16 protein-coding genes are annotated in these 26984 nt (G+C 58.7%); 4 read left to right on the forward strand and 12 right to left on the reverse strand.

Annotation, left to right across the window (positions count from 1 at the left end):
• Positions 1-55 precede the first annotated feature (55 nt).
• The 5 genes from AKL25_RS24320 to AKL25_RS20305 all read right to left on the reverse strand — a co-directional run bounded on the left by AKL25_RS24320 (position 56) and on the right by AKL25_RS20305 (position 10526).
• Positions 56-634 carry a hypothetical protein gene (locus tag AKL25_RS24320; protein WP_157050714.1) on the reverse strand — a complete coding sequence of 193 codons (579 nt, stop codon included), beginning with the start codon at positions 632-634 and terminating at the stop codon, positions 56-58.
• 64 nt (positions 635-698) lie between these two features.
• Positions 699-1097 (reverse strand): hypothetical protein, encoded by a 399-nt coding sequence (locus AKL25_RS24325; RefSeq protein WP_157050715.1) that lies wholly within the window; start codon positions 1095-1097, stop codon positions 699-701.
• A 56-nt stretch (positions 1098-1153) separates the two neighbouring features.
• Positions 1154-7753 (reverse strand): two-partner secretion domain-containing protein, encoded by a 6600-nt coding sequence (locus AKL25_RS20295; protein WP_083444813.1) that lies wholly within the window; start codon positions 7751-7753, stop codon positions 1154-1156.
• A 359-nt stretch (positions 7754-8112) separates the two neighbouring features.
• Positions 8113-9003: a LysR substrate-binding domain-containing protein gene (locus AKL25_RS20300; RefSeq protein ID WP_050479591.1), complete on the reverse strand. Its 891-nt coding sequence runs from the start codon at positions 9001-9003 to the stop codon at positions 8113-8115.
• A gap of 113 nt (positions 9004-9116) precedes the next feature.
• Positions 9117-10526: an FAD-binding oxidoreductase gene (locus AKL25_RS20305; protein WP_050479533.1), complete on the reverse strand. Its 1410-nt coding sequence runs from the start codon at positions 10524-10526 to the stop codon at positions 9117-9119.
• A gap of 226 nt (positions 10527-10752) precedes the next feature.
• On the opposite strand from AKL25_RS20305, the gene AKL25_RS20310 reads away from it, so the two are divergent.
• Entirely contained in the window at positions 10753-11316 is a 564-nt protein-coding gene (locus AKL25_RS20310) for a cob(I)yrinic acid a,c-diamide adenosyltransferase (RefSeq protein WP_050479534.1), read from the forward strand.
• Positions 11317-11385: 69 nt separating this feature from the next.
• Here the strand turns inward: AKL25_RS20310 and dxs are convergent, their stop codons facing one another.
• The 3 genes from dxs to AKL25_RS20325 all read right to left on the reverse strand — a co-directional run bounded on the left by dxs (position 11386) and on the right by AKL25_RS20325 (position 14527).
• Entirely contained in the window at positions 11386-13248 is a 1863-nt protein-coding gene (gene dxs / locus AKL25_RS20315; RefSeq protein WP_050479535.1) for a 1-deoxy-D-xylulose-5-phosphate synthase, read from the reverse strand.
• A gap of 113 nt (positions 13249-13361) precedes the next feature.
• On the reverse strand, positions 13362-14273 hold the full coding sequence (locus tag AKL25_RS20320; protein WP_050479536.1) for a polyprenyl synthetase family protein: 912 nt from the start codon (positions 14271-14273) through the stop codon (positions 13362-13364).
• Positions 14270-14527 (reverse strand): exodeoxyribonuclease VII small subunit, encoded by a 258-nt coding sequence (locus AKL25_RS20325; RefSeq protein WP_050479537.1) that lies wholly within the window; start codon positions 14525-14527, stop codon positions 14270-14272. The genes AKL25_RS20320 and AKL25_RS20325 overlap by 4 nt, the downstream gene beginning before the upstream one ends.
• Before the next feature lie 223 nt (positions 14528-14750).
• Here AKL25_RS20325 and AKL25_RS20330 point away from each other — a divergent pair, with 223 nt between their 5' ends.
• The 3 genes from AKL25_RS20330 to AKL25_RS20340 all read left to right on the forward strand — a co-directional run bounded on the left by AKL25_RS20330 (position 14751) and on the right by AKL25_RS20340 (position 17851).
• Positions 14751-15869 (forward strand): aromatic ring-hydroxylating oxygenase subunit alpha, encoded by a 1119-nt coding sequence (locus tag AKL25_RS20330; protein WP_050479538.1) that lies wholly within the window; start codon positions 14751-14753, stop codon positions 15867-15869.
• A gap of 198 nt (positions 15870-16067) precedes the next feature.
• On the forward strand, positions 16068-16982 hold the full coding sequence (locus AKL25_RS20335; protein ID WP_050479539.1) for a DMT family transporter: 915 nt from the start codon (positions 16068-16070) through the stop codon (positions 16980-16982).
• An 8-nt stretch (positions 16983-16990) separates the two neighbouring features.
• Positions 16991-17851 (forward strand): sulfurtransferase, encoded by an 861-nt coding sequence (locus AKL25_RS20340; RefSeq protein ID WP_050479540.1) that lies wholly within the window; start codon positions 16991-16993, stop codon positions 17849-17851.
• Positions 17852-17866: 15 nt separating this feature from the next.
• Here AKL25_RS20340 and AKL25_RS20345 read toward each other — a convergent pair whose 3' ends face one another.
• The 4 genes from AKL25_RS20345 to AKL25_RS20360 all read right to left on the reverse strand — a co-directional run bounded on the left by AKL25_RS20345 (position 17867) and on the right by AKL25_RS20360 (position 26975).
• Positions 17867-18802 carry a LysR family transcriptional regulator gene (locus tag AKL25_RS20345; protein ID WP_050479541.1) on the reverse strand — a complete coding sequence of 312 codons (936 nt, stop codon included), beginning with the start codon at positions 18800-18802 and terminating at the stop codon, positions 17867-17869.
• Between the two features lie 281 nt (positions 18803-19083).
• Entirely contained in the window at positions 19084-19878 is a 795-nt protein-coding gene (locus tag AKL25_RS20350) for a ZIP family metal transporter (protein WP_083444814.1), read from the reverse strand.
• Between the two features lie 85 nt (positions 19879-19963).
• A complete protein-coding gene (locus tag AKL25_RS20355) occupies positions 19964-24553 on the reverse strand; it encodes a hybrid sensor histidine kinase/response regulator (protein WP_167541921.1) in 4590 nt (1529 codons plus the stop codon).
• 208 nt (positions 24554-24761) lie between these two features.
• A complete protein-coding gene (locus AKL25_RS20360; protein WP_050479543.1) occupies positions 24762-26975 on the reverse strand; it encodes a methyl-accepting chemotaxis protein in 2214 nt (737 codons plus the stop codon).
• Positions 26976-26984 lie beyond the last annotated feature (9 nt).

Genomic DNA, 26984 nt, shown 5'->3' on the forward strand with positions numbered 1-26984 from the left:
CGCTGCGAAAAACACCGGAAGACCTGGTCCCTATCAGCGTATTAATGAAGTGATTTTAAAAACTGTCTGATTTCCTGCAGAATCCAGCTTCTTTTGCTGGAACATTTTTGTATGAATTATCAGAAAGAATTTCCATCAGTTCGACAGAACAACCTCGACCGATTTCAATCAATACCGCCTCATAGCTTTTTTCGCTCCCCGGAAGAAACGTAATGGATTTCTGGCATGTGTATCTGCTCATCCCGGATGCATATCCATGGCCAAGCATATGCAACGTAAAGGGTTTATTTGCCGGTATGTATAGTTCGGACGAAACCAGTTTCGCATCGGCAGGAATAGTGTATTCGCGTGAATTGACCGGCATGTTCAAACTTTGATTATTAAGATTGGCAAAGCCTTTTTGCGGCACCACCATGACGCCTGAGCCAGGCTTTCTCCAATCGATACAATCGGATTCTGGTACGGCACGCACCATGCTGGTGGATACAACGCGAATTTTTGCGCGCTCACCCTGCGTTGGCGGTTGATAGGCTCTCGAGAACGAACGCATGTTGGCCATGTTTCCGCATCCTGATAGTGCGATAACAGAGACGAAAATAAAAGGAAGCGAACTGTGATGGAGGAAATTGTTCATAGTAGTAATCTTTAAGAAAAAGTATGTCGTGCTTTTTGATGCTGCTGAATGGAATTATTTTCGTTCACTTAACTTTTCCAACTGGCTTTAGTTGCGGGTAACCTAAATCAACATTTCGACAAACCAAATCATCGGCGCTGGTACATGGGCGCCCCTCGCATGCAGGAATGGAAGGCCAACCTTTTTGTTCACAAATAATTGGGCCAAGCAGATATCGGAATCCTTTTTTCTTCATACACAGACTCCCCTTGGCGTTGGTGTTAAGGGGGACTTTTTCACTGAATCCTGTGTAAGGGTTTTCATAGCCACAATCAAGCAGCGACTTCTTTATCTCATCATCGGAAGAGTCGCGTTTTTCCCAATTTTCGAACATCGGCGGTAAGGGCTGAAATGCTGCCCTGAGATTGCAGCCAAAAAGGAAAATACTCAGCACCGCAACGCAAAAAATATTTACTCTTCTCATGATTTCTTAACCTAATCTAAAACTAAAAATAAAGCTTGATATGTCCCTCCAACAGATCATTTCCAATGATTAACACAAGCATTTTCAATAGAACGTCCATAACAATTATGTGTAGTATTTTTTTGTCCTGTCGCAGCCTTAAACATCTCCATCAGAGTATTGCTCCCCGCTCGGACAATTCCGCCCGTTCCCGGATTGTTCCCGATAAGCCGCCCCACTGGATCGGCCAGATGATTCTGCATCTGCAATCGCATGACGGCCTGCTGTTCGTGCGACATCACTTGACGATTCTGTAAATTGCTCAACAACGCATCTGCCTTGGCGGCGTTGTAGGCAGGGCCATAGAAGTTGATCGTCGTATTGCTCAGACTGCCTTTAGCGTTGTCTTTTCTCGAAAAGGATTCCAGTGCATTGCCAGTTGTCATCGCACCTCGGCTATGGCCGTCAACTTGCAAACCACTCTGACCGTACTGCTGCATCGCATTTAGCGTCTCCTTTGTCGCGTTGGTCAGGCCGGCGAAGTCGTTTTCCAGAAACTTCTGATAGCCGGACACCAGCAATTCAGAAATGAGATTGCTTGCTTGAGGAAAGTGAATCAGGTATTGCGGTCCATTTGCTGTACTGTGCTGATCGGCATATTTCAACGCAGCGTCTTTGTCATTGAAAATACCGTTATTGGCTATATGCACCTTGCCGTCAGCGCCAGGCTTTAGATTCCTCTTTTCTGCCTCGCTCAGTTCCCGCGCCATAGGAAGACCTGTTTTCTCATCAACAATCGTCTTTCCATTTTCATCCTTCAAGACCTCGTACATCCTGGCCTGTGCGATGAACATGGTTCGATACGATTCATCGGTGAACTTGACCGCCTGTTGATACACCGCCTGTTTGATCGCCTGCTCCGCTTGCACCGTGTTCTCCATGGCATGCACGTCCTGTTTCTGTGCGGCCGCATGGGCATTGCCTGTGTCACGGTTGAGACTGGCAACGGTCTGCTCTACACTCTTCCCCGTAACAGCTTGTTGCCTGTCCTGGTCGGTCAGAACTACCGTTCCCTGGCTGACCGCGCTCTTTGTTTTTCCAGAGGAAGAGCCCGAGGCTTCACCGCTATTGAGCAGATTACTGACGATGCCTTTAGCTACACCATATTTGCCTTGAGTAGCCATATCTGAAGACAAGTTAAGACCGCTACTACTGACGTTGGCGTCTGCGTTGTTCCGTATATCCGAAGTCGTCAGTGTTTGCGTGACCAGACTGTTCTTGCCGAGGGAGCTGGCTACGCTGTTGCCTGCAAGGACGGCTCCTTTCAGATCCGTATTGCCATGTACGCGAATATCGAAACCCCCATCCCCTGCCTGAATGCCCGATTGCTCAGTGACGCTGGCGTAGCTGCTGTTGGTGTTGGATCGATTACTATTGAAGCTGCCCGTTGATGCTGCGCCATAGCAGAACGGAGGGATGCACAGAGAAACGCCTGCGCTCATGTTCTCCTGCTTTCCTTCGTAAGTACTCGTATCTTGTAGGCTTTCGATACTGAGGTTACCTTTGCCATTGGCGCCTGCTTCGGCAATTACTTGTTTACCGCGGACAATGGCCCCTTTGATATTGGTATCGCCGCCTGATCGAAGCGTCAATTGATTTGCAGCGTCAATGCCAGTGTTCGTGTAATCAACATCCCGGCCATCTGCACGACCGCGCCCTCCCGAGACCCCGGCATTGATGGTGAATCCGTTTTGCGTGCCGCCCAGCGACAGGCCAATGCCGATACTGGCGCTTGAAGCGCTATTGGTACTGTGCTGTTCTACCGTATTTTTTGCGGCAAGCAGATTGATCGCATGGTCTGCGACGAGTGCGATGTTGCCTCTTGCCTTGACCTGGCTTCCCTGTATGATCAAGTCGCTATTCTCGCCGTCTCCGATGGCGGCAATTTCGATATTTCCTCCGGCATTCACAATAGATTTTTTTGCCGTAACGGCATATCGTTCGCTACGGTTTGCGCTTTGGCTGGTTCCAAGGGAAATAGCAATGCTAATGCCGGCGGCGGAGGCTGGATTTCTGGATACGGCATCAGCTGCATCTGTCGCCGCGAGCGCTGTCGCTCCGGCAGCCAAGGCTTTCATGCGTTTGTCTTTGGTCTTTCCGGCCGCCTGTCGCAGATGCTGAGCGGTTTGCATGGCGGACACCACCGGATTGGTGATTTGCACCGTGACGCCCTGCTGCTTGAATTTGGTTTCCTGCGTGCTCTGCTCAGTGTCAACGCCGGCGCCAATATCGACCTGCTTACCGCTGATGCTGATGTCGCCTTGCGGTGCAATGACGGTGCTGGCGGTCTGGGTGTAATGCTGGCCGGCAGCCAGCGTGACGTTGCCGCTGGTGGCGCCGACGGTCGAGCCTGATGCAGTGGTGGTGGTCCGGGTCTGGTCGGTGCTTTGCATCTTGCTGCCGACGGTGACACCGAGGCCGCCGCCGCTGAACATGCCGGAGGTGGTTTCTTTCTTGTAATGGCTTTCGCTGCTGGTGTCGGTGGCGGCGATGATCTTAACGTCATTGATGGCCGTGACCTGCGTGCCCATGGTCGAGACGACATCGCTGCCGGTGATGGTGGCGTTGTTGCCGGCGGTCAGCACCGTAGTATTGCCGCTGAAGGTGCTGCCGTTTTGTCGGCGATAGCTGCTGGCGTCGTCCGTCTGCGTGGTCTTGCCGCTAAAGATGCCGCTAGAGCTCTTCTGGTGCTCGTCGCGGGCACTGGCCGATTCATTGGCGATGCCGATGTTGAGGTTGTTGCCAGCGAAAGCTGCCAGCGCGGCGGCTGCGATAACTTGCGTGCCTTGGGTACTAAGGTCACGGCCGGCGTTGATGCTGATGTTGTTGCCATTGATTTGGGTGGCAACCTCCTGACTAGTGCTGAACGTAGCGCGATTGACGCCCACTTCTTTGGTGCCGTGTGCGCCATTGGCGTCATCAACGACATTGGGGCCGGTAAGGACTTCAACCAGGTTGGAGGAACCTTTGTCGTCAGCCCAGCGTATTTTCTCGGTGTAGCCTTGCGTCACCGTGCCCAACTTGACATCGCGCACTGCGGAGAGGTTGGCGTTGCCGGTGGCGTTGATCACGGCGGCGTTGGCGATGAAATCGCGTCCGGCGGCCATGGTGAGCGTGTTGCCGATGACGCTGGCCACGCTATCGATGTTGGTCCCGGTGGTGGTGGTGTTGGCCGTCGCCACGCTGGTGCTGTTGTTGTTGATGTCGCGGTTGGCGAGCAAGGTCGCGCTGTTGCTGCCGTCAATCTTGCCACCCAGATTGTTGAGGTCGGTCTGCGCCTGCAATACCGTATCGGTACCGGACACGCGCCCGCCGAAATTGTTGATGTTGTTGCCGGCCAGCACAGCGCTGTTCCTGGCGGCAATCGTGCCGTTGTTGAGGATGTCGCCGGCGGTCTGGTAATTGACGTTGTTGCCGGCAATGAGGGTGCCTTCGCCGGTCACTTGCAGGCGGTTGGCGCGCAGGTAGACCTGCGGCACCAGCACGTCTTGAGTGCTGCCGTCGGCCAGCGTCACGGTTTGTTTGACCAGCCAGACGATGTCGGAAGTAAGCATGGCCATCTGCGTAGCTGTGAGCGCCACACCGAGCTGGTAATGAAAGGTCTGCGCCATTTGCACGCCGGCGTTCATTAGCGCCTGGTATTGCGCTTCGTTGCTGGTGTAGTTGCCTGCGTAGCGTTGGCCGATGGCTTTCTGGATTTGCTGCTGTACCAAGAGCTGCTCGTAGAAGCCGTCGCCGATGCGCTTCATGACTAGATTGGGATTCTGGCTCAGTTGCGTGAGCATGAAGTCGGAGCTGAGCCAGCTACGATAATTGGCAAACTGTGGGTCGGTGGCGATCAGGTAGCGGTTGTTGCCAGGCACGAACAGCGCGCTATTCGGCAAGCTGATGTCGGGATTGCTGGTGCGAACGACTAGGCTGGCGCTGCCAGGAACCGTACTGGGCGTGTTCTTGAGGGTCTTGTCTTGCTGGGCGCCGCTGCCGTTGATGGGCGTGATGTCAAGCACGAAGCTGGTTTGTATCGATTGGCCTTCATACGGGCGGTCGTCGTAGCGGCGGTCGTCGGCACTGAAGCGGTGACTCTTGATGTAGGTGTATTTAGCATCGCCCGTGGTGGTGACAACTTGCGTGCCAGCCATGCCGTTGTTGGTGGGCTTGGTGCCGAGGACGTTGTTGCCGGTATTGTCGCCGCCGGCGATGATCTGGCTGTTGCGGTTGTTGACGGTCTGACTGTTAAAACGCAGGTTGCCGCCGGTAGTGATCATGGCGGGGTCGCTCTTGGTGACTTTGGTGCGTGCGATCTGTTCGGTGCCGTCGTAAATCGTCCATTCGCTGACCATCTGTCCCGAAGGGAGTTGCAGACGGTAGTTGTCTTCGTCACCCATGTCTTTCCAGTCGGTCACTACCTGGCCGCTGTCTTTATTGATCAGTTTGACGCTGTCGGCATCGAGCTTTTCGGTCGCACCGTTCAGGCGATATTGGACGATGCGACGGCCGGTGCTATTCTCGACCGTTGTTTCCAGATGGGCGTTGTTGTTGTTGACGATGTTGTGGCTGATCGTGGCATTGCCGTCGGCGGCAATGGTGGCACTGCTGTTGTTGATAGTGTCGCCCATGCCAACGGCTTGATGGTTGGCATCGAGCGAATTTCCTGTGACCAGATCGCCGACGGAATAGATCAGGGCGTGGTCGCTATTATTGATGGTGGGAACACCCAGGTCCATGCGCGTGCGCGCCGCGATGACCGGTGCCAAGGTGACGCCGTTGACGGTTTCGGGGAGATTGTTGAGCGTGTCGCCGGACAGTGCTACGTGGTCGCCGTAGATACGGCCGGTGCCGATATTGGTGATTGTAGGGCTGTCGATGAAGGTGTCGCTACCGTCGATCAGGCCGCGATTGGTGAAGGTGTGACTGTCAGTGGCACGCAGCAGATTGGTCTGCGCAATAACTTGACCGCCAGTCTGGTTGTCGATCGATTTTGCAGTAGCGGCGAGCGTCTTTCCGGCTAGCAGTTTACCGCTATTGGTGAGTTTGCCGGCAGTGGCGATGGTGGCGTTGCCATCGGCATGGACGATGCCGTTGTTGTTGTAATCGCTATCCAGCTTGATCGACAAATCGCCCAGACTGAGTGCTTTGCCGTCGCCGCTCATGGCGGCACTATCCACGAACAATTGCTTGCCGGCGATGAGTGTGCCACCGGTATTGACGATGGTTTGTGTTTTAGGAGCCGCGGCGGCATGCGCGTCATGCACATCCAGCGTTTGACCAGCGGACAGCGAGCCATTGGTGTTGTCGATGATGCCTGCACCGGCCACCGTCAGATCGGTGTTGGCCCGCACTGCGCCTGCGATGTTATTCACGCTGGCGGCGGAAATCGTTATTGCCTGGCCTTGTATGCCTAGATCAGCGCCGGTCGTGTTGCTGTTGTTGACGCTGGCGGCCGTGACCGTGGTGGCTATTGTCGAGCGAATCAGACCGCCGCTATTGTCGAGTTGACCGGCGCCGAGGACCAGTGCCGTGCTGCCGTCAGCCTGAAACTGGCCGCCCTGATTACTCATGCCGGTGGCCGTCGCGGCAATATGTTTTGTGGCGGTGATGCTGCCCTTGTTTTGCAGCAGGCCATCTACAGTAACCATGACATCGCCTGCACCGACGCCGATGACGCCGGCGTTGTTCATGCCGACACCGTGCTCGGTGCCGACCAGAACAATCATCCCCGAATACATCCCTGCCAGTTTTGCCACGTCAATGGAAAATCGCCCGGGCGCGGCACCCGTGGCGCCAGTGGTCGACGTCACGACGCTATGATCGGCAGAAATCGTATTGACGCCGGTGCTGACCTTGAGCTTGTTGGACCAGATGTTGGCGTTGACTTGCACGGCGCGCGCCATGATGTCGGTGTAGTCAGTCGATCTGGCGTCGAGGCCATTGCCGTCGATGGTGACCATACCGCCGGTGACGCGGTAGGAGTCGAGATTGCCGCCGACGATGCCTGGAAGACCCGTGGTCAGTGTCGCTCTTGATGCATTGATGAAACCGGCATTCCCGACATACAGACCCGCAGGATTGGCAATAATGACTTGTGCGCGATCGCCGGCGACTTCGACATAGCCGCGCAGATAGCTGGGATTGCTGGAGTTGATTTCGTTGACAATGATCTTCGCGGTGCCGACAGCCAACCAGGGATTGCCTTGCACCCAGCCACCTAATTGCGTCAGCGCATTGTTGCGGGCATTGTTGAGGATGACGCCTTTGCTGTCGACGTCGAACTGGCTGTAGACGTTGCGCGAGACGCCTTGGGCGCTCGGTGTCTGGATATTGACCAGCGGCACGCCGTTGCCGGTTTGCAGGACGGTTGGTCGCTGATTGCCCGGGGCATTGCGGTAGGCCACGACCTGGGCATCGACCACGGCGGCGCTGCCAAAAAGTGTGGCGATGCCGACGGTCAGACGGGTAAAGCGCAGCGAGAAGCAGCCCATAAGTGCGGAGGACACCGCAATGAACAAGGCCGCGCCGCCAGAAGAACTATCTTTGCCACGTGTGCCGGCAGTTTCAGCAACGGCGGTATAGTCGTCGGTTTTTTGATTGAAAACGACTCGATAGACCTTCCTATTCATGTCCCCACGCCCGCCAGTAATGGTCAAGCGGGAGACTATAGAAAATCGATCTTACGAAAGATATGGGCTTTTATCGAAAACCAAAATGATCGGAAATAATTTTTCCAAAAATCGGAAGGAATTCTATTTTGTAGAAAAAAGAGGTTTCATGCATTTTATTAATTCTAATTTCATAACTAATACTTATCGTATTTACATTGCTCCTGCTTGAACTGTGCAGCGATGGACTTTTTTCCCAGCAATAGATCTGCCGCGACATCCTTAAATATCGAATGGTATTGGAAGGATGCCGGGCCATCGAAAAGAAACTGCTTTCTTTTCTCTATGAAATGGAGGGTATCGCCGAGTACGGTGAAAGTTCAGATGTTCCTGAATGCGTTCTGCAGCCAATCGATGAATGCATCCACCTCCGGCCGCTCGCGAATCTGCTTCTCGTACACCACGTAATAGGCATGCGGCGGCGTGCGCAGACGGATATCGAACAATTCGACGATTTCGCCGCGGGCCAGCAGTTCTTCGGCGAAATGCTGGCGCGTGAGGCCAACGCCGTAGCCGTGGCGCACCGATTCCAGCAGCAGGCCGAGGTCGTCGACGCGCAGGCCGGTGGACGGCTCCGGCCAGTCTTTCAGGCCGGCGGCTTCGAACCATGGCTGCCAGGGTTCCAGCGCGGAACGCAGCAGGTTGGCATGCTGCAGGTCTTGCGGCGTCTTCAGTGGAGCGATGGTCTTGAGGTAGGCCGGGCTGGCGACGGCGAAGGCCGGTTCTTCAAACAGTTTTTCGGTGACGAAATTGGGATAGTTGCCGGCGCCGAAACGGATCTCGACATCGCTTTCGGACAGGCTCAGGTCGTACAGCGGCACCGACAGATACATCTCGACCGTGATGTCGGGAAAGCGCTGCGTGAACTCGGCAATACGCGGCACCAGCAGGTGGCGGGCGAAGGTCGGCGGCAGCATGATCTTGACCTTGGGCTGCACCGTGGCGTTGCGATGCGGCATCGGGAAATCGGTCAGCGTGCGCAGCGCAGAACGCACCACATCGAGATAGCGGCGACCGAATTCCGACAGGCCGATGGAACGGCCGTCGCGATAAAACAGGCGCTCGCCGACGAAGTCTTCCAGCAGGCGAATCCGGTGCGACAGCGCCGAGGGCGTGATGCAGAGTTCTTCGGCCGCGACGGCGAAGGAGTTGTGACGCGCCGCAGCTTCGAATGCTGAAAGGGCATGGACGGGAGGGAGGCGTGTTGCCATGTCTTGTTTTACCTGCTGTTGTGCTGTTGCGCTGTTGTAATGCGGGACCGCCGTCATGTTCGATGCGCGTCCCGGTGTCCTGCCTGACGATGTTTAAACGACGATACGTCTGATTACCAGCGCACGATCTTGCCGGGGTTCATGATGTTCTTCGGATCGAGCGCGTGCTTGATGGCGCGCATGACATCGATGGCGCCCTCGCCGTGCTCCTGCACGAGGAAGTCCATCTTGTGCAGGCCGACGCCATGCTCGCCGGTGCAAGTGCCGTCCATTTCCAGCGCGCGTGCCACCATGCGTGCGTTGACGCCTTCGGCGCGGGCGATGTCGGCCGGATCGTTGGGATCGACCATCATCTGCACATGGAAATTGCCGTCGCCGACGTGGCCGATGATGGCGTGGATCAGGCCCTGCGATTCGCAATCGGCCTTGGTCTCCAGCACACATTCGGCCAGGCGTGAAATCGGCACGCAGCAGTCGGTGGAAATCGCGCGTGCGCCCGGGCGCAGTTGCAGCAGCGCAAAGTAGGCGTTATGACGTGCGGTCCACAAACGCGTGCGATCTTCCGGACGCGTAGCCCATTCGAAGCCGGTCGCGTTGTTGTCGTTGGCGAGTTCTTGCACCATCTCGGCCTGCTCTTTGACGCCGTTCTCGCTGCCATGGAATTCAAACAGCAGCAAGGGATTCTCGGGCAAGCTCATCTTGTCGTGGGCATTGATGGCCTTGACGCCGTTTTCGTCGAGCAGCTCGACGCGCGCCAGCGGCACGCCGACCTGGATCGCCTGGATCACGGTGTTGACGGCATCGGCCACGCTGGGGAAAGAACAGATGGCGGCGGAGACGGCTTCCGGTTGCGGATAGAGGCGCACGGTGACTTCCGTGATGATGCCGAGCGTGCCTTCGCTGCCGACATAGACGCGGGTCAGATCGTAGCCTGCGGACGATTTCTTGGCGCGGGTGCCGGTCTTGATGATGTTGCCGTCGGCGGTGACCACCGTCAGCGCCAGCGTGTTTTCGCGCATGGTGCCGTAGCGCACGGCGTTGGTGCCGGAAGCGCGGGTCGATGCCATGCCGCCGATGGAAGCGTCGGCGCCCGGATCGATCGGGAAGAACAGACCGCTGTCCTTGATTTCCTGATTCAGCTGTTTGCGCGTGACGCCGGCCTGTACGGTAGCGGTCAGGTCTTCGCCGTTGACGGCCAGCACCTGATTCATCTGCGACAGGTCGATGGTGATGCCGCCTTGCAGCGCCAGCACGTGGCCTTCCAGCGAAGTGCCGGTACCGTACGGGATCACTGGGATTTCATAGCTGCTGCACAGCTTGATGAAGGCGGCGACTTCCTCGGTGGTGTGCGCGAACACGACGGCGTCGGGCAGCATCGGATCGTAGGAGGATTCATCGCGGCCGTGATGCTCGCGCATGGCCTGCGTAGTGGAGAAGCGATTGCCGAACAAGGCCTGCAAGGATGTCAGCAGCGCCTCGGGAACGGGCTTGCGCAGTTTCTGCGCATCAACGATATGGTTCATTGCTTGTCTCTCTGTCTGTTGGAATAGTGACGCAAGGGAATATCCTTCTATGCCGGATTGCAGCAAAACATGCACTAAAACTCCGGCGCAGCGGCCTTCTCTCTCGTCAAAACCTCTATGGGATTTTACTCTCTTGCTGCAGACATATTTTATATTTGTCTGACAACTTGAGCTTTAAACGCCAATTTTTGGCCTATCCTTGAGATTTTTGTTTGCAGAGAAAAGCATGGGCAATCGACTTTCCAAAATCGCGACGCGCACCGGCGACGACGGCAGCACCGGACTCGGCGACGGCAGCCGCACGGCGAAAGATCATCCGCGCATTCACGCACTGGGCGAGGTGGACGAACTCAATTCGCATCTCGGCCTGCTGCTGTGCGAAGACTTGCCGGCGAGCTTGCGCGAGGAATTGCTGGTGATCCAGCATGACTTGTTCGACCTGGGCGGCGAGCTGTGCATTCCCGGTTACAGTCTGATCGCGGACGCCCAGGTTGCGCGGCTGGATGCGCTGCTGGAGAAGTACAACGCCGACCTGCCGCCGCTGAAAGAATTCATCCTGCCCGGCGGCTCACGCGCGGCGGCGCAGATGCACGTGTGCCGCACCGTCTGCCGCCGCGCCGAACGGGCGGTAGTGACGCTGGCGCAAGCAGATGCGGTGAATCCGCAGCCGCGGCAATATCTGAATCGCTTGTCGGATCTGTGCTTCGTGCTGTCGCGTGTGCTCAATCGCTACGCGGGCGGCAGCGACGTACTGTGGCAAAAGGGTCGTACTGAAGACGAAAAGCAGTAATGATATAAATCAAATAAAAAAAGCGGCTGAAGCCGTTTTTTTTACACCGTCATTCAGGTTTCAACCTACTCAGCCGTTGTTGACCACCAGACGCGGCTCATCCTTGCCGAAGCGCTGCACGATCGAAGCAGCAATGCCCGCACTATCCAGGCCGCAAGCAGCCAGCAGTTGCGCGGCGTCGCCGTGATCGATGAAGCGATCCGGCAAACCCAGGTGCAGGATAGGCTTGACGATGCCGGCTTCGGCCAGCGCTTCTGCCACGGCAGCGCCGGCGCCACCCATGATGCAGCCTTCTTCCACCGTCACCAGCGCATCGTGGCCGGCAGCCAGTTGCTTGACCAGTTCGATGTCGAGCGGTTTGATGAAACGCATGTTGGCGACGGTGGCGTTGAGCTTGTCGCCCGCAGCCAGCGCCGGTGCGACCATGGTGCCGAAGGCCAGGATCGCGATCCCCTTGCCTTCGCGGCGCACTTCGCCTTTGCCCAGCGGGATCGTGGTCAAGGTCTTCTCGACCGCGACGCCGGTGCCGGATCCGCGCGGATAACGCACCGAGGCAGGGCCTTTGTAGGCGAAGGCGGTCGACAGCATCTGGCGGCATTCGTTTTCATCCGAGGCAGCCATGACGACCATGTTCGGGATGCAGCGCAGGAAGGCAAGGTCGTAGTTGCCCGCGTGCGTGGCGCCGTCGGCGCCGACCAGGCCGGCGCGGTCCAGCGCAAAGGTGACGTCGAGGTTTTGCAGCGCGACGTCGTGGATCAGTTGATCGTAGGCGCGTTGCAGGAAGGTCGAGTAAATCGCCACCACCGGCTTCAAACCTTCGCAGGCCATACCGGCGGCAAAGGTGACGGCGTGCTGTTCGGCGATGCCGACGTCGTAATAGCGATCAGGGAATTTCTGTTCGAACTTGACCATGCCCGAGCCTTCGCGCATGGCCGGCGTGATGCCGACCAGGGTCTTGTCTTGCGCGGCCATGTCGCACAGCCATTCGCCGAAGACCTGCGTATAGGTCAGCTTGCTGGCCGCGGCAGGCTTGATGCCTTCGGCCGGGTTGAACTTGCCGGGGCCGTGATACAGCACCGGATCGGCTTCGGCCAGCTTGTAACCCTGGCCTTTTTTGGTGACCACGTGCAGGAATTGCGGTCCCTTGAGGTTCTTCAGGTTTTGCAGCGTCGGGATCAGCGAATCGAGGTCGTGGCCGTCGATCGGGCCGATGTAGTTGAAGCCGAATTCCTCGAACATGGTGGCCGGGACGATCATGCCCTTGGCGTGTTCTTCCAGGCGCTTGGCCAGCTCCAGCATCGGCGCCGGCAGCATGGACTTGCCGACGTTCTTGGCCTTGGCGTAGAACTGTCCGGACATCAGGCGCGCCAGGTAGCGATTGAGCGCACCGACCGGCGGCGAAATCGACATGTCGTTGTCGTTGAGGATCACCAGCAGGTTGACGTCTTCGCAGATGCCGGCGTTGTTCATCGCTTCGAAGGCCATGCCGGCGGTCATCGCACCGTCGCCGATGACGGCGATGGCGTGGCGGTCTTCACCCTTGGTCTTGGCGGCCAGCGCCATGCCGAGCGCGGCGGAAATCGAGGTCGAGGAATGCGCCGTGCCGAAGGTGTCGTATTCGCTCTCGGCGCGGCGCGGGAAACCCGAAATGCCGTCGAACTGGCGCAGCGTCGACATCTGGTCGCGGCGGCCGGTGAGGATCTTGTGCGGATAGGTCTGGTGGCCGACATCCCAGACGATGCGGTCTTCCGGCGTGTTGAAGACGTAATGCAGGGCAATCGTCAATTCCACCGTGCCGAGATTGGACGAGAGATGTCCGCCGGTCTTCGACACCGAGTCAAGCACGAAGGCGCGCAGCTCGTCAGCCAATGGCTTCAACTGGGTGCGCGGGAGTTGCCGCAGATCGGCTGGACTGTTTATCGTATTAAGCATGCTGGGTTGATCACCGTTAATTTGCTACTGCGAAGATGGCGTGGACCGGTCATGTTATTTTGCTGCGGTCACTGCTTTCTTCGTACTCTTTGTTCTCTTCTCTTCGCTATCTTTTATGCCTTGCGCTGCACGATCAGGTCGGCCAACTCGTGCAGGCGGCGCGCCTTGTCGCCGAACTGCTCCAGCGCCCGGTGCGCATCGCCGCGCAGCTTTTCCGCCAGCGCCTGCGATTCGTTCAGACCGAGGATCGATACATAGGTCGGCTTGTTGTCGGCGGCATCCTTGCCGGCGGTCTTGCCGAGCGTGGCGGAATCCGCCGTCGCATCGAGAATATCGTCCACCACCTGGAACGCCAGGCCGATGGCGCCGGCGTAGGCCTCCAGCGCAGCCGCTTCCGCCGCCGACAGCAACTTGCCGCTGTAGGCGCCGAGCAAGATCGATGCACGCAACAACGCTCCTGTTTTGAGCCTGTGCATCTGTTCCAGTTCCGCCAGCGACAAGGTCATGCCGACGCTGGCCAGATCGATGGCCTGGCCGCCGCACATACCCGCCGAACCTGCAGCCACGGCCAGCAGATGCACCATCTTCAGCTGACGCGCGGCCTGCTGTTCATCAACCATCTCCGCCAGCACGGCAAACGCCTGCGCCTGCAAGGCGTCGCCCACCAGCAAGGCGGTCGCTTCGTCGTATTTGACGTGGACGGTGGGCTTGCCGCGGCGCAAGGCGTCGTCGTCCATGCAGGGCATGTCGTCATGCACCAGCGAATAGACGTGGATCATTTCGACCGCAGCGGCGGAGCGCGCCAGCAATTGCTCCGGAGCATCGAACAGTTCTCCGGCCGCGTAGACCAGCAGCGGACGCACGCGCTTGCCGCCGTCCAGTGCGGTGTAACGCATGGCCTGGTGCAGGCGGGCCGGCATGTGGGCTTCCGGCGGCAGGTAGGTGTCGAGCGTGGTTTCCATGTCGGCCTGGATATACTGCATCCAGTCTAGGAAGGACGAAGTGGCACCGACTCTGGCGTTCATTCGCGCTCCTCATCGTCGGAGGAGCCGGCCGCCAGCGGCTTGAGCATGTCGCCTTCGAGCACCTTGACCTGGCTGTCGACCTTGTCCAGCTGGGCGGCGCAGAACTTGACCAGTTCGGCGCCGCGCTTGTATGCCGCCACGGATGCTTCCAGCGGCAGTTCGCCCGCTTCCATCTGGACGACCAGTTGCTCCAGCTCTTCCATGGCTTCTTCAAACGAGGCGGGCGAGCTGGCTTTGACAGGATTCTTTGGCATAGTGGCTGATTTCGAATATAGCCCGTTATTTTAGTTCAAACCGCCACAGATAGGCGTCCGAACGCGAACTTGATCGTCATTTACGCGGTCGAACGCCCCAGATAACCCGGTTTTATGGTACTATCCGCGGTTCTGTCCAAAATTTCCTCTTCATATTATTTGAACCCAGGTTTTTGCGGATTCTTTCTCTCTTAGGTTGGTGCAAATTAATTTGGGGGCGGGGATGTCCGATCTTGCTACTTTTGCCAAACTGGCGCGCTCAAACGCGCAATTGCCAGTAGACGTCTATTTTGACGCGGCGCTTTTCAAGCGCGAAATTCACCAATTGTTTCAGAAGGGCCCGCGTTACGCCGGCCATGAATTGATGGTGCCCAATGTCGGCGACTATGCAACGCTGCCATGGGAAAACGAAGGTCGCATGCTGGTGCGCAACGCGCAAGGCATCGATCTGCTTTCCAACGTCTGTCGCCACCGTCAAGCCAAAATGCTGGACGGCCGCGGCAATGCGCGCAATATCGTCTGCCCGCTGCATCGTTGGACCTACGATCTCAAGGGCGACCTGATCGGCGCGCCGCATTTCGGCGAAACGCCGTGCCTGAACCTGTCCAAAACGCCTTTGCAAAACTGGAACGGCCTGCTGTTCGAGAACAACGGCAAGGACGGCGTCGATGTCGCCAAACAACTCCAGCAACTGGGCGTGAGCAAGGACCTGGATTTTTCCGGCTATCTGTTCGATCACGTCGAAGTCCACGAATGCGATTACAACTGGAAGACTTTCATCGAAGTCTATCTGGAGGATTATCACGTCGAGCCTTTCCATCCCGGTCTCGGCAGCTTCGTCAGCTGCGACGACCTGAAATGGGAATTCGGCAAGAACTACAGCGTGCAGACCGTGGGCGTCAATCACGGCCTGGCCAAGTCCGGTTCGCCGACTTACAAGAAGTGGCAGGAGCAGGTGCTGCGCTTCGGCAACGGCCAACCGCCGAAGTATGGCGCGATCTGGCTGACGCTGTATCCGAACATCATGGTCGAGTGGTATCCGCATGTGCTGGTGGTATCGACGCTGTGGCCAAGCGGCCCGCAAAAGACCACCAACGTGGTCGAGTTCTACTATCCGGAAGAAATCGCCCTGTTCGAACGCGAGATGGTCGAAGCCGAACGCGCCGCCTACATGGAGACCTGCGTCGAGGACGACGAGATCGCCCTGCGCATGGATGCCGGTCGGCGTATACTGATGGATCGCGGCACCAGTGAAGTCGGTCCGTACCAGTCGCCGATGGAAGACGGCATGCAGCACTTCCACGAATGGTACCGGTCGCAGATAGCGGTGCAAGAGAACTGAATCCCCTGGAGCAAACATGCAGAAAGCACCGAAGATGCGATGGTCACGATGTAGTCTCACAACATCCGTAACATTGACGACATCGGCAGCTTCAACCGAATTCTGCATCACCTCCGACTAACGCAATATCCGAAGGCAGCGCCGGCACCAGCTCGCGCTGCCTGTTTTTTTGTCATCGTTTTTGAATAGAGTACCGTCATGCAATCCCTCTGGATGCTTGTTGCCTCCTTCCTGTTTTCCATCATGGGCGTCTGCGTCAAGCTGGCCGGCGATCATTACACCACCGCTGAAATCGTGCTCTGCCGCGGCATCGTCGGGGTCTCCTTCATTTACGGCCTGATCAGCATCAAGGGCGGCACGCTGAAGACCCCTTATCCGCGCGACCACATCATCCGCGGCGGCGTCGGCGTGATCTCGCTGTGGCTGTGGTTCTACTCCTTCAGCCTGCTGCCGGTGGCCACCGCCACCACGCTGAACTACATGTCCTCGATCTGGATCGCCGCGATGCTGTTCGGCGTGGCCTGGTGGCAGGGCAAGAAGCGCTTCGAATGGGGCCTGGCCGGCACAGTGCTGCTGAGCTTCATCGGCGTGGCGCTGCTGCTGCGTCCGTCGATCAATCCGGACGAACTGTTCGGCGGCGTAATCGCCTTGTTCTCCGGCGTGCTGTCGGCGCTGGTCTACCTGCAGGTGCGCAAGCTCGGCCTGCTGGGCGAGCCGGAATATCGCGTCGTCTTCTATTTTTCTTTCACCGGCCTGCTGGCCGGGATCGCCGGCAGCATCGCCACCGGCCGCGTGCCGTTCTGGCATGCGCACAGCCTCAAGGGCGTGGCGCTGATCCTGACCATCGGCCTGACTGCCACCATTGCGCAAATCGCCATGACGCGCGCCTATCGTCTCGGCAATACCCTGGTCACGGCCAACCTGCAATACACCGGCATCGTGTTTGCCAGCATCTGGGGTATGCTGATCTGGAAAGACGCGCCGGGCTGGCTGGGTTTTGCCGGCATCGCCATCATTTTGATGAGCGGCATCGTCTCCACGTTCTACAATCAACGCTCGCAACAACCGTCCAAGAATCTGCCGGCGATCGATCCGATCGCCACTGAAGTTTAGGAAAAACCATGACCTACGCTACCCTCATTTCCGCTGCCGAACTCGCCGCCCATGCAGGCGACGACAACCTGCTGATCGTCGACTGCCGCCACGACCTGGCCAATCCCGATGCCGGCCTCGACGCCTATCGCGCCGGCCACATCCCGAACGCGCGCTTTGTCCATCTGGACCAGGTCATGTCCGGCGCCAAGACCGGCAGCGACGGCAAATTCAAAGGCCGCCATCCGCTGCCGGAACGCCAGGATTTCATCGACGCCATGCGCGTCATCGGCGTCAACGCCAACACGCAAGTAGTTGCCTACGATGCACAAGGCGGCATGTATGCGGCGCGCCTGTGGTGGCTGCTGCGCTGGGTCGGCCATGTGCAAGTTGCCGTGCTGGACGGCGGCCTGCCGGCCTGGCAGGCGCAAGGCGGCGCGATCACGACAGATATGCCGGCAGCCACGCGCGGCGACTTGCAGGAACAGTCTTCACTGGTCACCGCCATCGACGTCGCCGGCGTGCTGGACAATCTCAGCAGCAAAGCCATGACCGTGGTGGACGCCCGCGCAGCAGATCGCTATCGCGGCGAGAACGAAACGCTGGACGCCGTCGGCGGCCATATCCCGGGTGCGAAAAACCGTTTCTTCAAGGACAACCTCGCCGCCGACGGCCGCTTCAAGTCGCCGGAAACACTGCGCGCCGAATGGAATGCTGTGATCGACAACCCGCAAACCGCCATCATGCAATGCGGCTCGGGCGTCACCGCCTGCCACAATCTGCTGGCATTGGAAGTCGCCGGCTTGCCGGGGGCGAAACTGTATCCTGGGTCGTGGAGCGAATGGAGTTCGGATTCTTCTCGTCCGGTCGCCACCGGTCCGCAGCCCTGACGGCAACGCAACAATCTACGTCGGCGTCGCTGCCTTTGGCGATGCCGGCAGCCCGGCAACCGGCGCAAGCGCGGCGATAAAAGCCTGCACAAACTGATCGACCATCACCGAAGCGCCGCGCCGATGCATCAGCACCACCGCGGATTGAAAGTCCTCTTCCTTCAGATCGATGAAATGCACGCCGGAGACGGCGATGGCGCGCATGCTGTCTGGCACGATAGCGATGCCGAAGTTGGCGTTGACCAGACTCAGCAGCGAGGCCTTGCGTGAAGTGGCGCGCGCCGGCTTGGGAAAGAAGCCATGCGCAATGCAACGCTCCGCCACCAGATAACTCAGGCCGCCGCGATCGCGATGCGGCGTCGACACGAACAGCTCGTCGCGCAAGGCGGCGATGTCGATGACGCTGTGCTGCGCCAGCGGATGCTGCAAGGACACCGCGACCACCAGCTTTTCCTGAAACAGGGTGACGGTTTCCAGATGCGGATGCTTGCGCAGGATGGGGACGCGGGCCAGGCCGAGATCGGCGCGCCCTTCTTCGATTTCCAGCGCCTGATGTTCCGACGAAGCTTGCGAGATCTCCAGCGTGACGCCGGGAAAACCTTCCAATACCGTATTCAGACACGGCCCCAGCGGCGGCGACAGCGGCACCGAGCTGGAGTGCAGCAGGCGAATCGCGCCGCGCTCGCCCTTGTCGATGTAGCGCGCCTGCGAAATGGCGTGCTCCAGGTCTTCCAGGATCTTGCGGGCCTTGTCGTAGAACTCCTGCCCGGCCGACGTCAGTTCAACCTGCTTGGCGTCGCGCCGCAGCAGCACGACGTCCATGTCCGATTCCAGCTCCTTGATCTGCCGGCTCAGCGCAGACTGGGCAATGTACAGGCGCTCGGAAGCGCGCGTGTAACTGCCGGCGGCGACTATCTCGACAAAATACCTGAGCTGTTTGAATGAAATCATCGTGCCCGCATTGTGAACCGATCCCGCGCCTGCCGCTATGCCGTTTTGAGATAACAGCCGGGCACATTTGATATTGGCGTAGCCGCCGCCGGCGGGACTACAGTAACGGCACGCCATCCCGGCAAGAGCTTAGGAAAAAGACAAGAAAGGGACTATCGTGTTTGAAACATTGCTTGTTACGCTCGGCTTCTTCGGCCTGGTCATCAGCGTGGTCGTCAAGCTGATGTGCCGCCCTGTCAAACCCCGCTCCGGCCACACGGCGAAGCGCTGACCATCGGTAATCAATGTGCGTGCGCGTGGCTGGTCAACACCAGCACGATCGCTACGCCAAGTGCAATCAGGATGACCTGCGGAATGGTTTCGCGCAGCGTCGCGCGGCGTTGCATTTGTGGCATCAGATCGCTGACGGCGATGTAGATGAAACCCGATGAGGCGAACACCAGCACATAAGGAATCCATTCCATGCCGCGCTCCAGCGTGAAGTAGCCCAGCACGCCGCCCAGCACTGCCATCAGGCTGCAGATCAGGTTGTAGACATAGGCGCGGGTGCGCGAGAAGCCGGCATTGAGCAGCACGATGAAGTCGCCGATTTCCTGCGGAATTTCGTGCGCGATGATGGCCAGGCCGGTCACCAGCCCGAGATGCGGATCGGCCAGGAAAGCTGCCGCGATCAGGATGCCGTCGGTGAAATTATGCAGGCCGTCGCCGACCAGGATCATCCAGCCGGCCTTGCCTGCTTCGTGCTTGTCGTGACCGTGATGATGGCCGTGGCCGTCTTCTTCGTGATGATGCGAGTGCCGCAGGATGGACAGTTTTTCCAGCAGGAAAAACGCCAGCAGGCCGCCCAGCAGCACCGCGAACAGCTTGTGCGGCTCGGCCGAGGATTCAAAGGCTTCCGGCAAGGCGTGCAGCAGCGAGGTCGACAGCATGATGCCGACCGACAGGCTGACCAGGCGTTCGACCATCTTCGACAACAGCGCAAACGAGAAAATCGCCGCAGCCGTGATGCTGAACACGCCGGCAATCGTCGTGGCAAGCAGGATGGAAATCAGAGTGGAATTAATTTGATGCCCCAATCGTCAGAGATGGCTGCAGCCTTTGTGGCAGAAGGTGACAGGAAGTGGCAGATTAGACCATAGCTGTTTTTTTTCGGCAAATCGCTCACGCTCCGGGAGCGTCCGCCTGCGGCAGCGCCGCGCCGTCGGGCGGCGACGGAAACAGCAGCTCGGCGATTCCGTCCCCCGATTGTTCGCCTTCGTCGCCGATCAGTTGCCGGATCATTTTCAGCAAGACCTCGTCCTGGTAAGGCTTGCCCAGATATTCGTTGACGCCCAGCTCCATCGCACGCTCGCGGTGCTTGGCAGCGGTCCGCGAGGTGATCATGATGATGGGCAGCGTGGCGGTGCTGTCCATATCGCGGATATTGCGCGTCAGATCGAAACCGTCCATGCGCGGCATTTCAATATCGATCAGCGCGATATCGGGGCGCATGTCTTGCAGTTGGTGCAAGGCGTCGACACCATCGGTCGCCAGCACGACATGGTAGCCCTCGCGCGTGAGAAGGCGCTGCATGACGCGCCTGACCGTCAGGGAATCGTCGACCACCAGGATGGTCTTTTTGCTGCTGTCCCGGTCCGTCGCGGCCGGTTCAAGCTGACGCAGCACTTTTTGATAGCCATGGCGCTGCGCCAGCTGGATCGGATTGAGGATCAGCGCGATGTTGCCGCTGCCCAGCACGGTAGCGCCGACCACGCCGACCATGTGCGCCAGTTGCGGACCGATGTTCTTGGTCACCACTTCGCGGTTGCCGATGATGCGATCCACCAGAATGGCAAGAAAGTCGTGACCGCTCTTGACCACCAGGATCGGCAAAGTCTGCTGCGCCGGCACACCCTTGTCTTCGCCCAGCAAAGCAGGCAGGTAGTGCATGGGCAACTTGCGGCCCTGCCAGTCCAGCGTGCCCTCGCGAAACAGCTCGGCCTGATCGGCCGCTTTCAACTGCAAAACCTGTTCGACCAGCAGCGAGGGAATGCCGTAAGTCTGCGCTCCCAACTCCAGCAGCACCACCTGCGTGACGGCCAGCGACAGAGGCAAGTGAATGATGAAGGTCGCGCCTTTGCCGGCGACGGTATCGATACTGATGCGACCGCCCAGTGAGGCAATCTCGGAACGCACCACGTCCATGCCGACGCCGCGCCCTGCGATCGCCGTCACGTCGGCGCTGGTGGTAAATCCCGGCTGAAAAATGAGACCAGTCAGTTCCGCATCCGACAGTTGCTGAGCGGGATCAATCAGACCGAGGCGCACTGCCTTTTCCTGGATGCGCGCCAGATTGAGTCCCTGGCCGTCGTCGGACAGGCGAATCATGACTTCGTAGCCTTCTTGCCGGACCTCCAGCGACAGATGTCCGACCGCCGGCTTGCCGCTTTGGCGCCGCTGCGCGGCAGTTTCAATGCCGTGCACCGCAGCGTTTCTCAGCAGGTGTTCGAACGGCCCGACCATTTTTTCCAGGATGCTGCGATCCAGCTCGACGGCACTTCCGACAATCTCCAGCTCAAGCTCCTTGCCGGTTTCCTTCGCCATCTGACGCACCAGCCGGTGCAGCCGCTCTTCCACGCCGCGAAACTGCACCATGCGCGCCTGCATCAGTTCCTGCTGCATTTCGCGCGTCAGCCTGGCTTGCTGCGTCAGGCTGTTCTGCGTGTGATCGACGGTCTCCAGCAGGTTCTTTTGCAGAGAAGCGACGTCGTTGACGCTCTCGGCCAGCATCCGCGTCATTTCCTGCAGATGGGTAAAGCGGTCGAACTCCAGCGGGTCGAAATGCTGATTCTGCGGCTGCCGCTGATTGGAAGCGGCAATCTGGATCTCGGCCTGAATTTCCACCTCGCGCAACTGCGTCGTCAGGCGCGCGACGTTGCTGCCCAGGTCGGCCAGATGTTGCCGCAGGACGTTGACTTCCGATTCCAGCCCCGAGCGCGAAATGGAAATCTCACCGGCCTGATTGAGCAGGCTGTCGAGAATGCCGGCGCGAATACGCACCAGCGGCGCAGCGATGATGTTTTTACCGGCATCGGTGTCGGCCGGCGCGGCGGACTCGACGCCCGGTGCGACGATCTGAGGTCCCGGCTTTGCATTGGCATGACTGGATTGCTCGTTCGCCACGGGAGCCGGCGACGGCGGCAACGCTTGCGGCACGGATAGCGGCGCCGGTGTCGGCGCTGTCTCCAGCGCTTCAAACAGGAGCAAGCCGTGATCGTAACGCGCCAGCAAATCGTCGATTTGCGCAGCGGACGGCATTCCTTCGCGCACCATATCGTCGATGCAGGTTTCGAGTTCGTGCATATGCTGTCCGAGACGCATTGCACCCGCCATGCGCGCGCTGCCCTTGATCGTATGCAAGGGACGCAGGAGATATTGAATAATCCCGCGATCGTCCGGCGACTTTTGCAGCTTGTACAAACTTTCGCCGATCTGAGGCAGGAGATCGCGCCCCTCTTCCAGAAAGATTTCCAGCAACTCCTCATCGATCAGATCGATACATGTCTCGGAGCCGCCATCTTCCCGTACTTCAGATTTTCCGGACGTCGCGGATTCCTGGTTCCCTGCCGATGGCGGAGCAACAAGAGCAGCATCCTGATGTTGTCGTCCAGGCGCCGGCGCATCCGTGCTCTGCAACTTCAGGCTGTCCAGCATAGCCTGCAGTTGTTGCTGCAAATCTTCCCGCGCCGGCGGCATCCTGCCGGATGCGAACGCCTGCTGCATGGTTTGCAATTGCCGCACAAGCTGCAGCAGGCTGGCGCACACATCCGCATCAAGCAACCCTGGGAAGCGCTCCAGAAACTGCATCACATCGTCCAACGCCTGCGCCAACACCTGAAGTACCGCAAAGCGTACCGACGCCGAGCTGCTCTTGAGTGAATGCGTCGCCCGCAGCATTTCCGGAGCAATCACGCCGGGCAGGGTACGCTCCCATTGTGCGAGATGCGAATACATCGTGTCCAGCAAGGCCGCCGATTCGTCGCAATAAATCTGGTGCAGGCGGAGCGGGATTTCGACATCGCCCAGACGAATGGTCGGGACGGATAGCAGCGCATCCTGCGCACTCTGCCTGGCGCTCTCCACTGCAGAGACGATCGCATCGGGACGCCGCCCGGATTTGCCTTTCTCGCGAATCTCGTCAACCCACACTGCGACTTCATGCTTCGCATAGTCAAGCAAGGCATAGTCGGCGTCGGTTCCCGGCGCTGCCGCCGTCAACCAGTCGTTCAAGAAACTTTCCATCGCCATGGCGCCATCGCTCATGGCGTTCAATCCGACCATACGGCAACTGCCTTTGAGCGTATGGAACCCGCGCCGCAGGACAATAATATGCGCCATGTCATTGCGCGCATGGCGTGATGCATCCAGGGTCTTGCCCAGCGTGTTCAGGATGTCGTCGGCTTCGGTCAGAAAGATATCGAGCAATTCGAGGTCAAGATCTTCTTCGGCCGGTTCCAGTACAGCGACACTTTCAACGGCGGCCGGCGATATCTGCTCGACCGGCTTCAATTGCATGGCCGGCGCCAGAACGTCGCTATCACTGCCCGGATCATCTTCGTGCCTGGCGCGATATGGCATCACGGAAGTATGCCGCATCAGCGGCAAGGACAGGCTTAACGCGGCAAGGTTACGGATGGCGCGGCTGATCGCTGGAGATTGCCGGGGCGCCGTCTCATCTTCATCTGCGCCGGGGATTTTTTCGATCCGCTGCATATCGGCGCGCAGCAATTCCGCCAGCCCATCCAATTTCACCCGATCGGCAGTGGCGGCAAGGTCGCGAATGATGTCGGCGATATCTGCGTGACGGCGCTCGCCGTTGAAACTGCTCTCGATCAGCGCCTCGGCACGCGTCAACGCGGTCGCCAATTCCGTCAGCGCCGTTTCACGAGGATCCGGAGCAGACGGGGTCATACGCCCGGTGTCAGGCGTGGCGTCACGCCCATGCTGATAGTCCGCCTGCCGCAAATCAGGCAAGGCGTTGGCATGCTTGATGGCCTGTACAACGACGTTCGACACTGGCGCCAGCGCAACAAAGAAGACGCCTTCGCGCAACAAGCGTGCATCGCCTTCGAAGGCGCCGCTCACGAGACGCCGCAATTGCAGGTTGATTTGTCCGAGGAATTTTTTTGCGTATTGATCGACATGGATCTCGCCGTTGGCGAAGAGCGCAACAGCCGCGCTGACGATGCGCCAGAAACCGGAGTGAGATGAAACCGCGGAAGCATTGCTCACTTTGCCCACGATACCGGCCATGTCGCGCAAAAGTCGCGCACCGTCGCCCGCGTCCGATGTGCGCAGGTAGCTCAGCAAGGCCTTCTCAAACCCGGTCCGGCAAGCCGCCAGATCGACTTGCGCCGCAGATGCCGCCTCATCGGCAAACGGAAACCTGAGCTCGCTCTCGCTGACGGCCTGCGGAAAAGCCAGATCGACCGGATGGATTCTTTCCTGCCCTGCGGCCGTCAGCAGCGCTTTGTAGGCGCCGAACAAGCACAGGGGATGCGGCGCCAGGCCGTCATCCAGATCCCTCAGATAGTGCAGCAAGGCTTGACAGGCGTCTCTTGCAGCGCTTCTTGCAACACCTCTTGCAACATCTGCCGCTACCCTTCCCGGACCGCCTTCATGTTGATTATCGAGCACCCGATCGATGGCATTGACGAAAGCGGCCAGCGGCGACTCTCCGGCAAAGATCAAGGCTTTGTAAATTTTTTGCATGACGGCACGCACCCGCCCGACATCTGCCTCCGTCTTTGCATCGTCCAATGCACTGCATGCATCAGCGATCGCTGCAGTCAACCCCGGCGCAAGCAGAATCAGGTTGCCGGGCTCACCATCTGTATCTACAGCGGTCCCCTCCCGACTGCGGGAGTCGGGAGGGATAGCGCCAGGGGACATCGTTACGTTTGGCATTGCGGCGGCGACGTCAGGAAATCGTTACCCGGAAGCGGGACACCGAGTTCTTGAGCAATTCGGCGAGATCATGCAATTCGTTGAACAACGACACCACTTCGTCGCGGCGTTGCTCGATGCTTTCATTCTCACTGAGGATGTTTTGAATGTTCTGCGCCAGACTGTTGACCGATGTCGCCTGATTTCCCGTTGACGAAGAAATATCCTGAATCAGCTCCGCCAGTTGGTTGGACACGCGCCGGATATCCGACAGCGAAGCGCCGGCGGCATCGGACAGCTTGGCGCCTTCGACCACGCCGGCGGTCGATTTTTCCATCGCGGCGACGGCATCGTGCGTGTCGGTCTGAATCATGCGCACCAGCGCGCCGATCTGACGGGTCGCGGCGCTGGAACGTTCCGCCAGGCGCTGCACTTCCTCCGCCACCACTGAAAAGCCGCGTCCCGCCTCCCCTGCGGAAGCTGCCTGGATTGCCGCATTCAGCGCGAGCACATTGGTCTGCTCGGTAATGTCGGAGATCAGTTCCGTGATTTCGCCGATCTCCTGGGAGGATTCCCCCAGGCGTTTGATCCGTTTCGATGTTTCCTGAATCTGTTCGCGGATTTCGTTCATGCCCTTGACGGCATCTTCCACCGCCTTGGCGCCGCGTTCGGCCACCACCACGGAATGCCGCGCGACGTCGGCAGATTTGTTTGCCGATGTCGAGACGTCGGTAATCTGGATCGACATTTCGAGCATGGACTGACCGGTTTCGAGGATTCTGCGCGCCTGGGTCTGGCCTGCGGCGGTCAGTTCCTCGGCATTGCTCCGGACCTGATTGGATGCCGCCGCCACCTGCGAAGCCGTGCGCGTTACCTGGCCGACCAGACCGCGCAAAGCCTCGACGGTGTAGTTGACGGAGTCGGCAATCGCGCCGGTGATGTCTTCCGACACGGTGGTATGCACCGTCAGGTCGCCATCGGCCACTTTTTGCAATTCGTTCATCAGACGCAAGATGGCGACCTGATTGATGGCGTTGGTGCGCATGGCGCGCTCTTCCTGCTGTTGCGCATGCAGCCGTTGCGCTTCCGCTTCCTGGCGCCGCAGCTCGGCTTCTTCGGCATTGCGCCGGCTGCTTTGCAACTGCACCCAGGCAATGCCGATGCCGCAAATCAGCGCAGTCGCCATGGACAACAGCATGATCCAGAACGTCCAGGAACGCGTCTCCTGCGCCAGCCGGTAGTCGTTTTGCAAAACGGTGAGATGCTGTTTCAGCGTCTCGTTCTCGAGGAACACCAACTGTTCGGATTGTTTGGCGGCGATGAAGTTTTGCAGATTGCCGAGAATATTGGCGACCAGCGGCTGATATTCGCCGAATACCTTGCCCAGTTCGTTCAGCTTGTCGCGCACGTCTTTGTCGCGCACCGCGGTCAGGCCGAGAATTTCGCTGCCGTTCAGGAAGCCGTCGATGATGTCGCGAAAGGTGTTGACGTCTTTGCCGAGCAGGAAGGCGGTTTCGGGGTTGACGCCTTCGGAGGTAAGAAATTCGTTGGCGCTGCGCCCCAGCCGCAGCGTCAGCAGCACCAGTTGGCCGGCAGCGGCCACCTCGCGCGGAGAATTGCCGCCTTGCGACTGCAGCATGGAAATCTGTTCGCTCAGATCCAGCAGATTGGGGGAAAGCAAACGCAAGCGCGCCAGCGTGACGCCGAATCCTGTGAGTTCAGGCTGCAGCTTGAGTACGGTAGCGGCCGCTTTGTCGGTGTGGCTCCAGATCTTCTGGACATCGGCCAGCACCACCCGCATGTCCGGCTCGGGCTTGCGGATGGTGTACCCCTGATACTCGCCGCCCAGCATCAGTACGTTCATGCCCTGGTTGAATTCCCGGCGGCTTTCGCTCAACTGAGTGAAGGCTTCCCGATTGCCTTGAATGGCGTTGGGCACCGCCTTGCCTATGCGTTGCGAATGCATGACCAGATCGCTGGTGATATGCGCCTGAAGACTGGCGTGAATGTAGTGTTTGGATCCCAGCCAAAGGAAGAAAAACGTCGAAATCAGCGCGAGAATCAGCAACAGCAGCAAGATACGCGTCTGCGCACGCAAAGAGTGCCTGCCGATAAAAGGCAGGCGCGTGTGCTGATAGCGTTGCATGTATTTTTCTGCCCTGGAACTGACAGTTGTTGTCACACTCGCCCGTTTCTCCGCAGGCGCAGCCGTTTTGTTTTTTGACAACCGCGGCAGCTTGAATGCCATAACTCAGAC

Source organism: Herbaspirillum rhizosphaerae (genome assembly GCF_001189965.1).
In the GTDB taxonomy this organism is placed as follows: domain Bacteria; phylum Pseudomonadota; class Gammaproteobacteria; order Burkholderiales; family Burkholderiaceae_D; genus Herbaspirillum; species Herbaspirillum rhizosphaerae.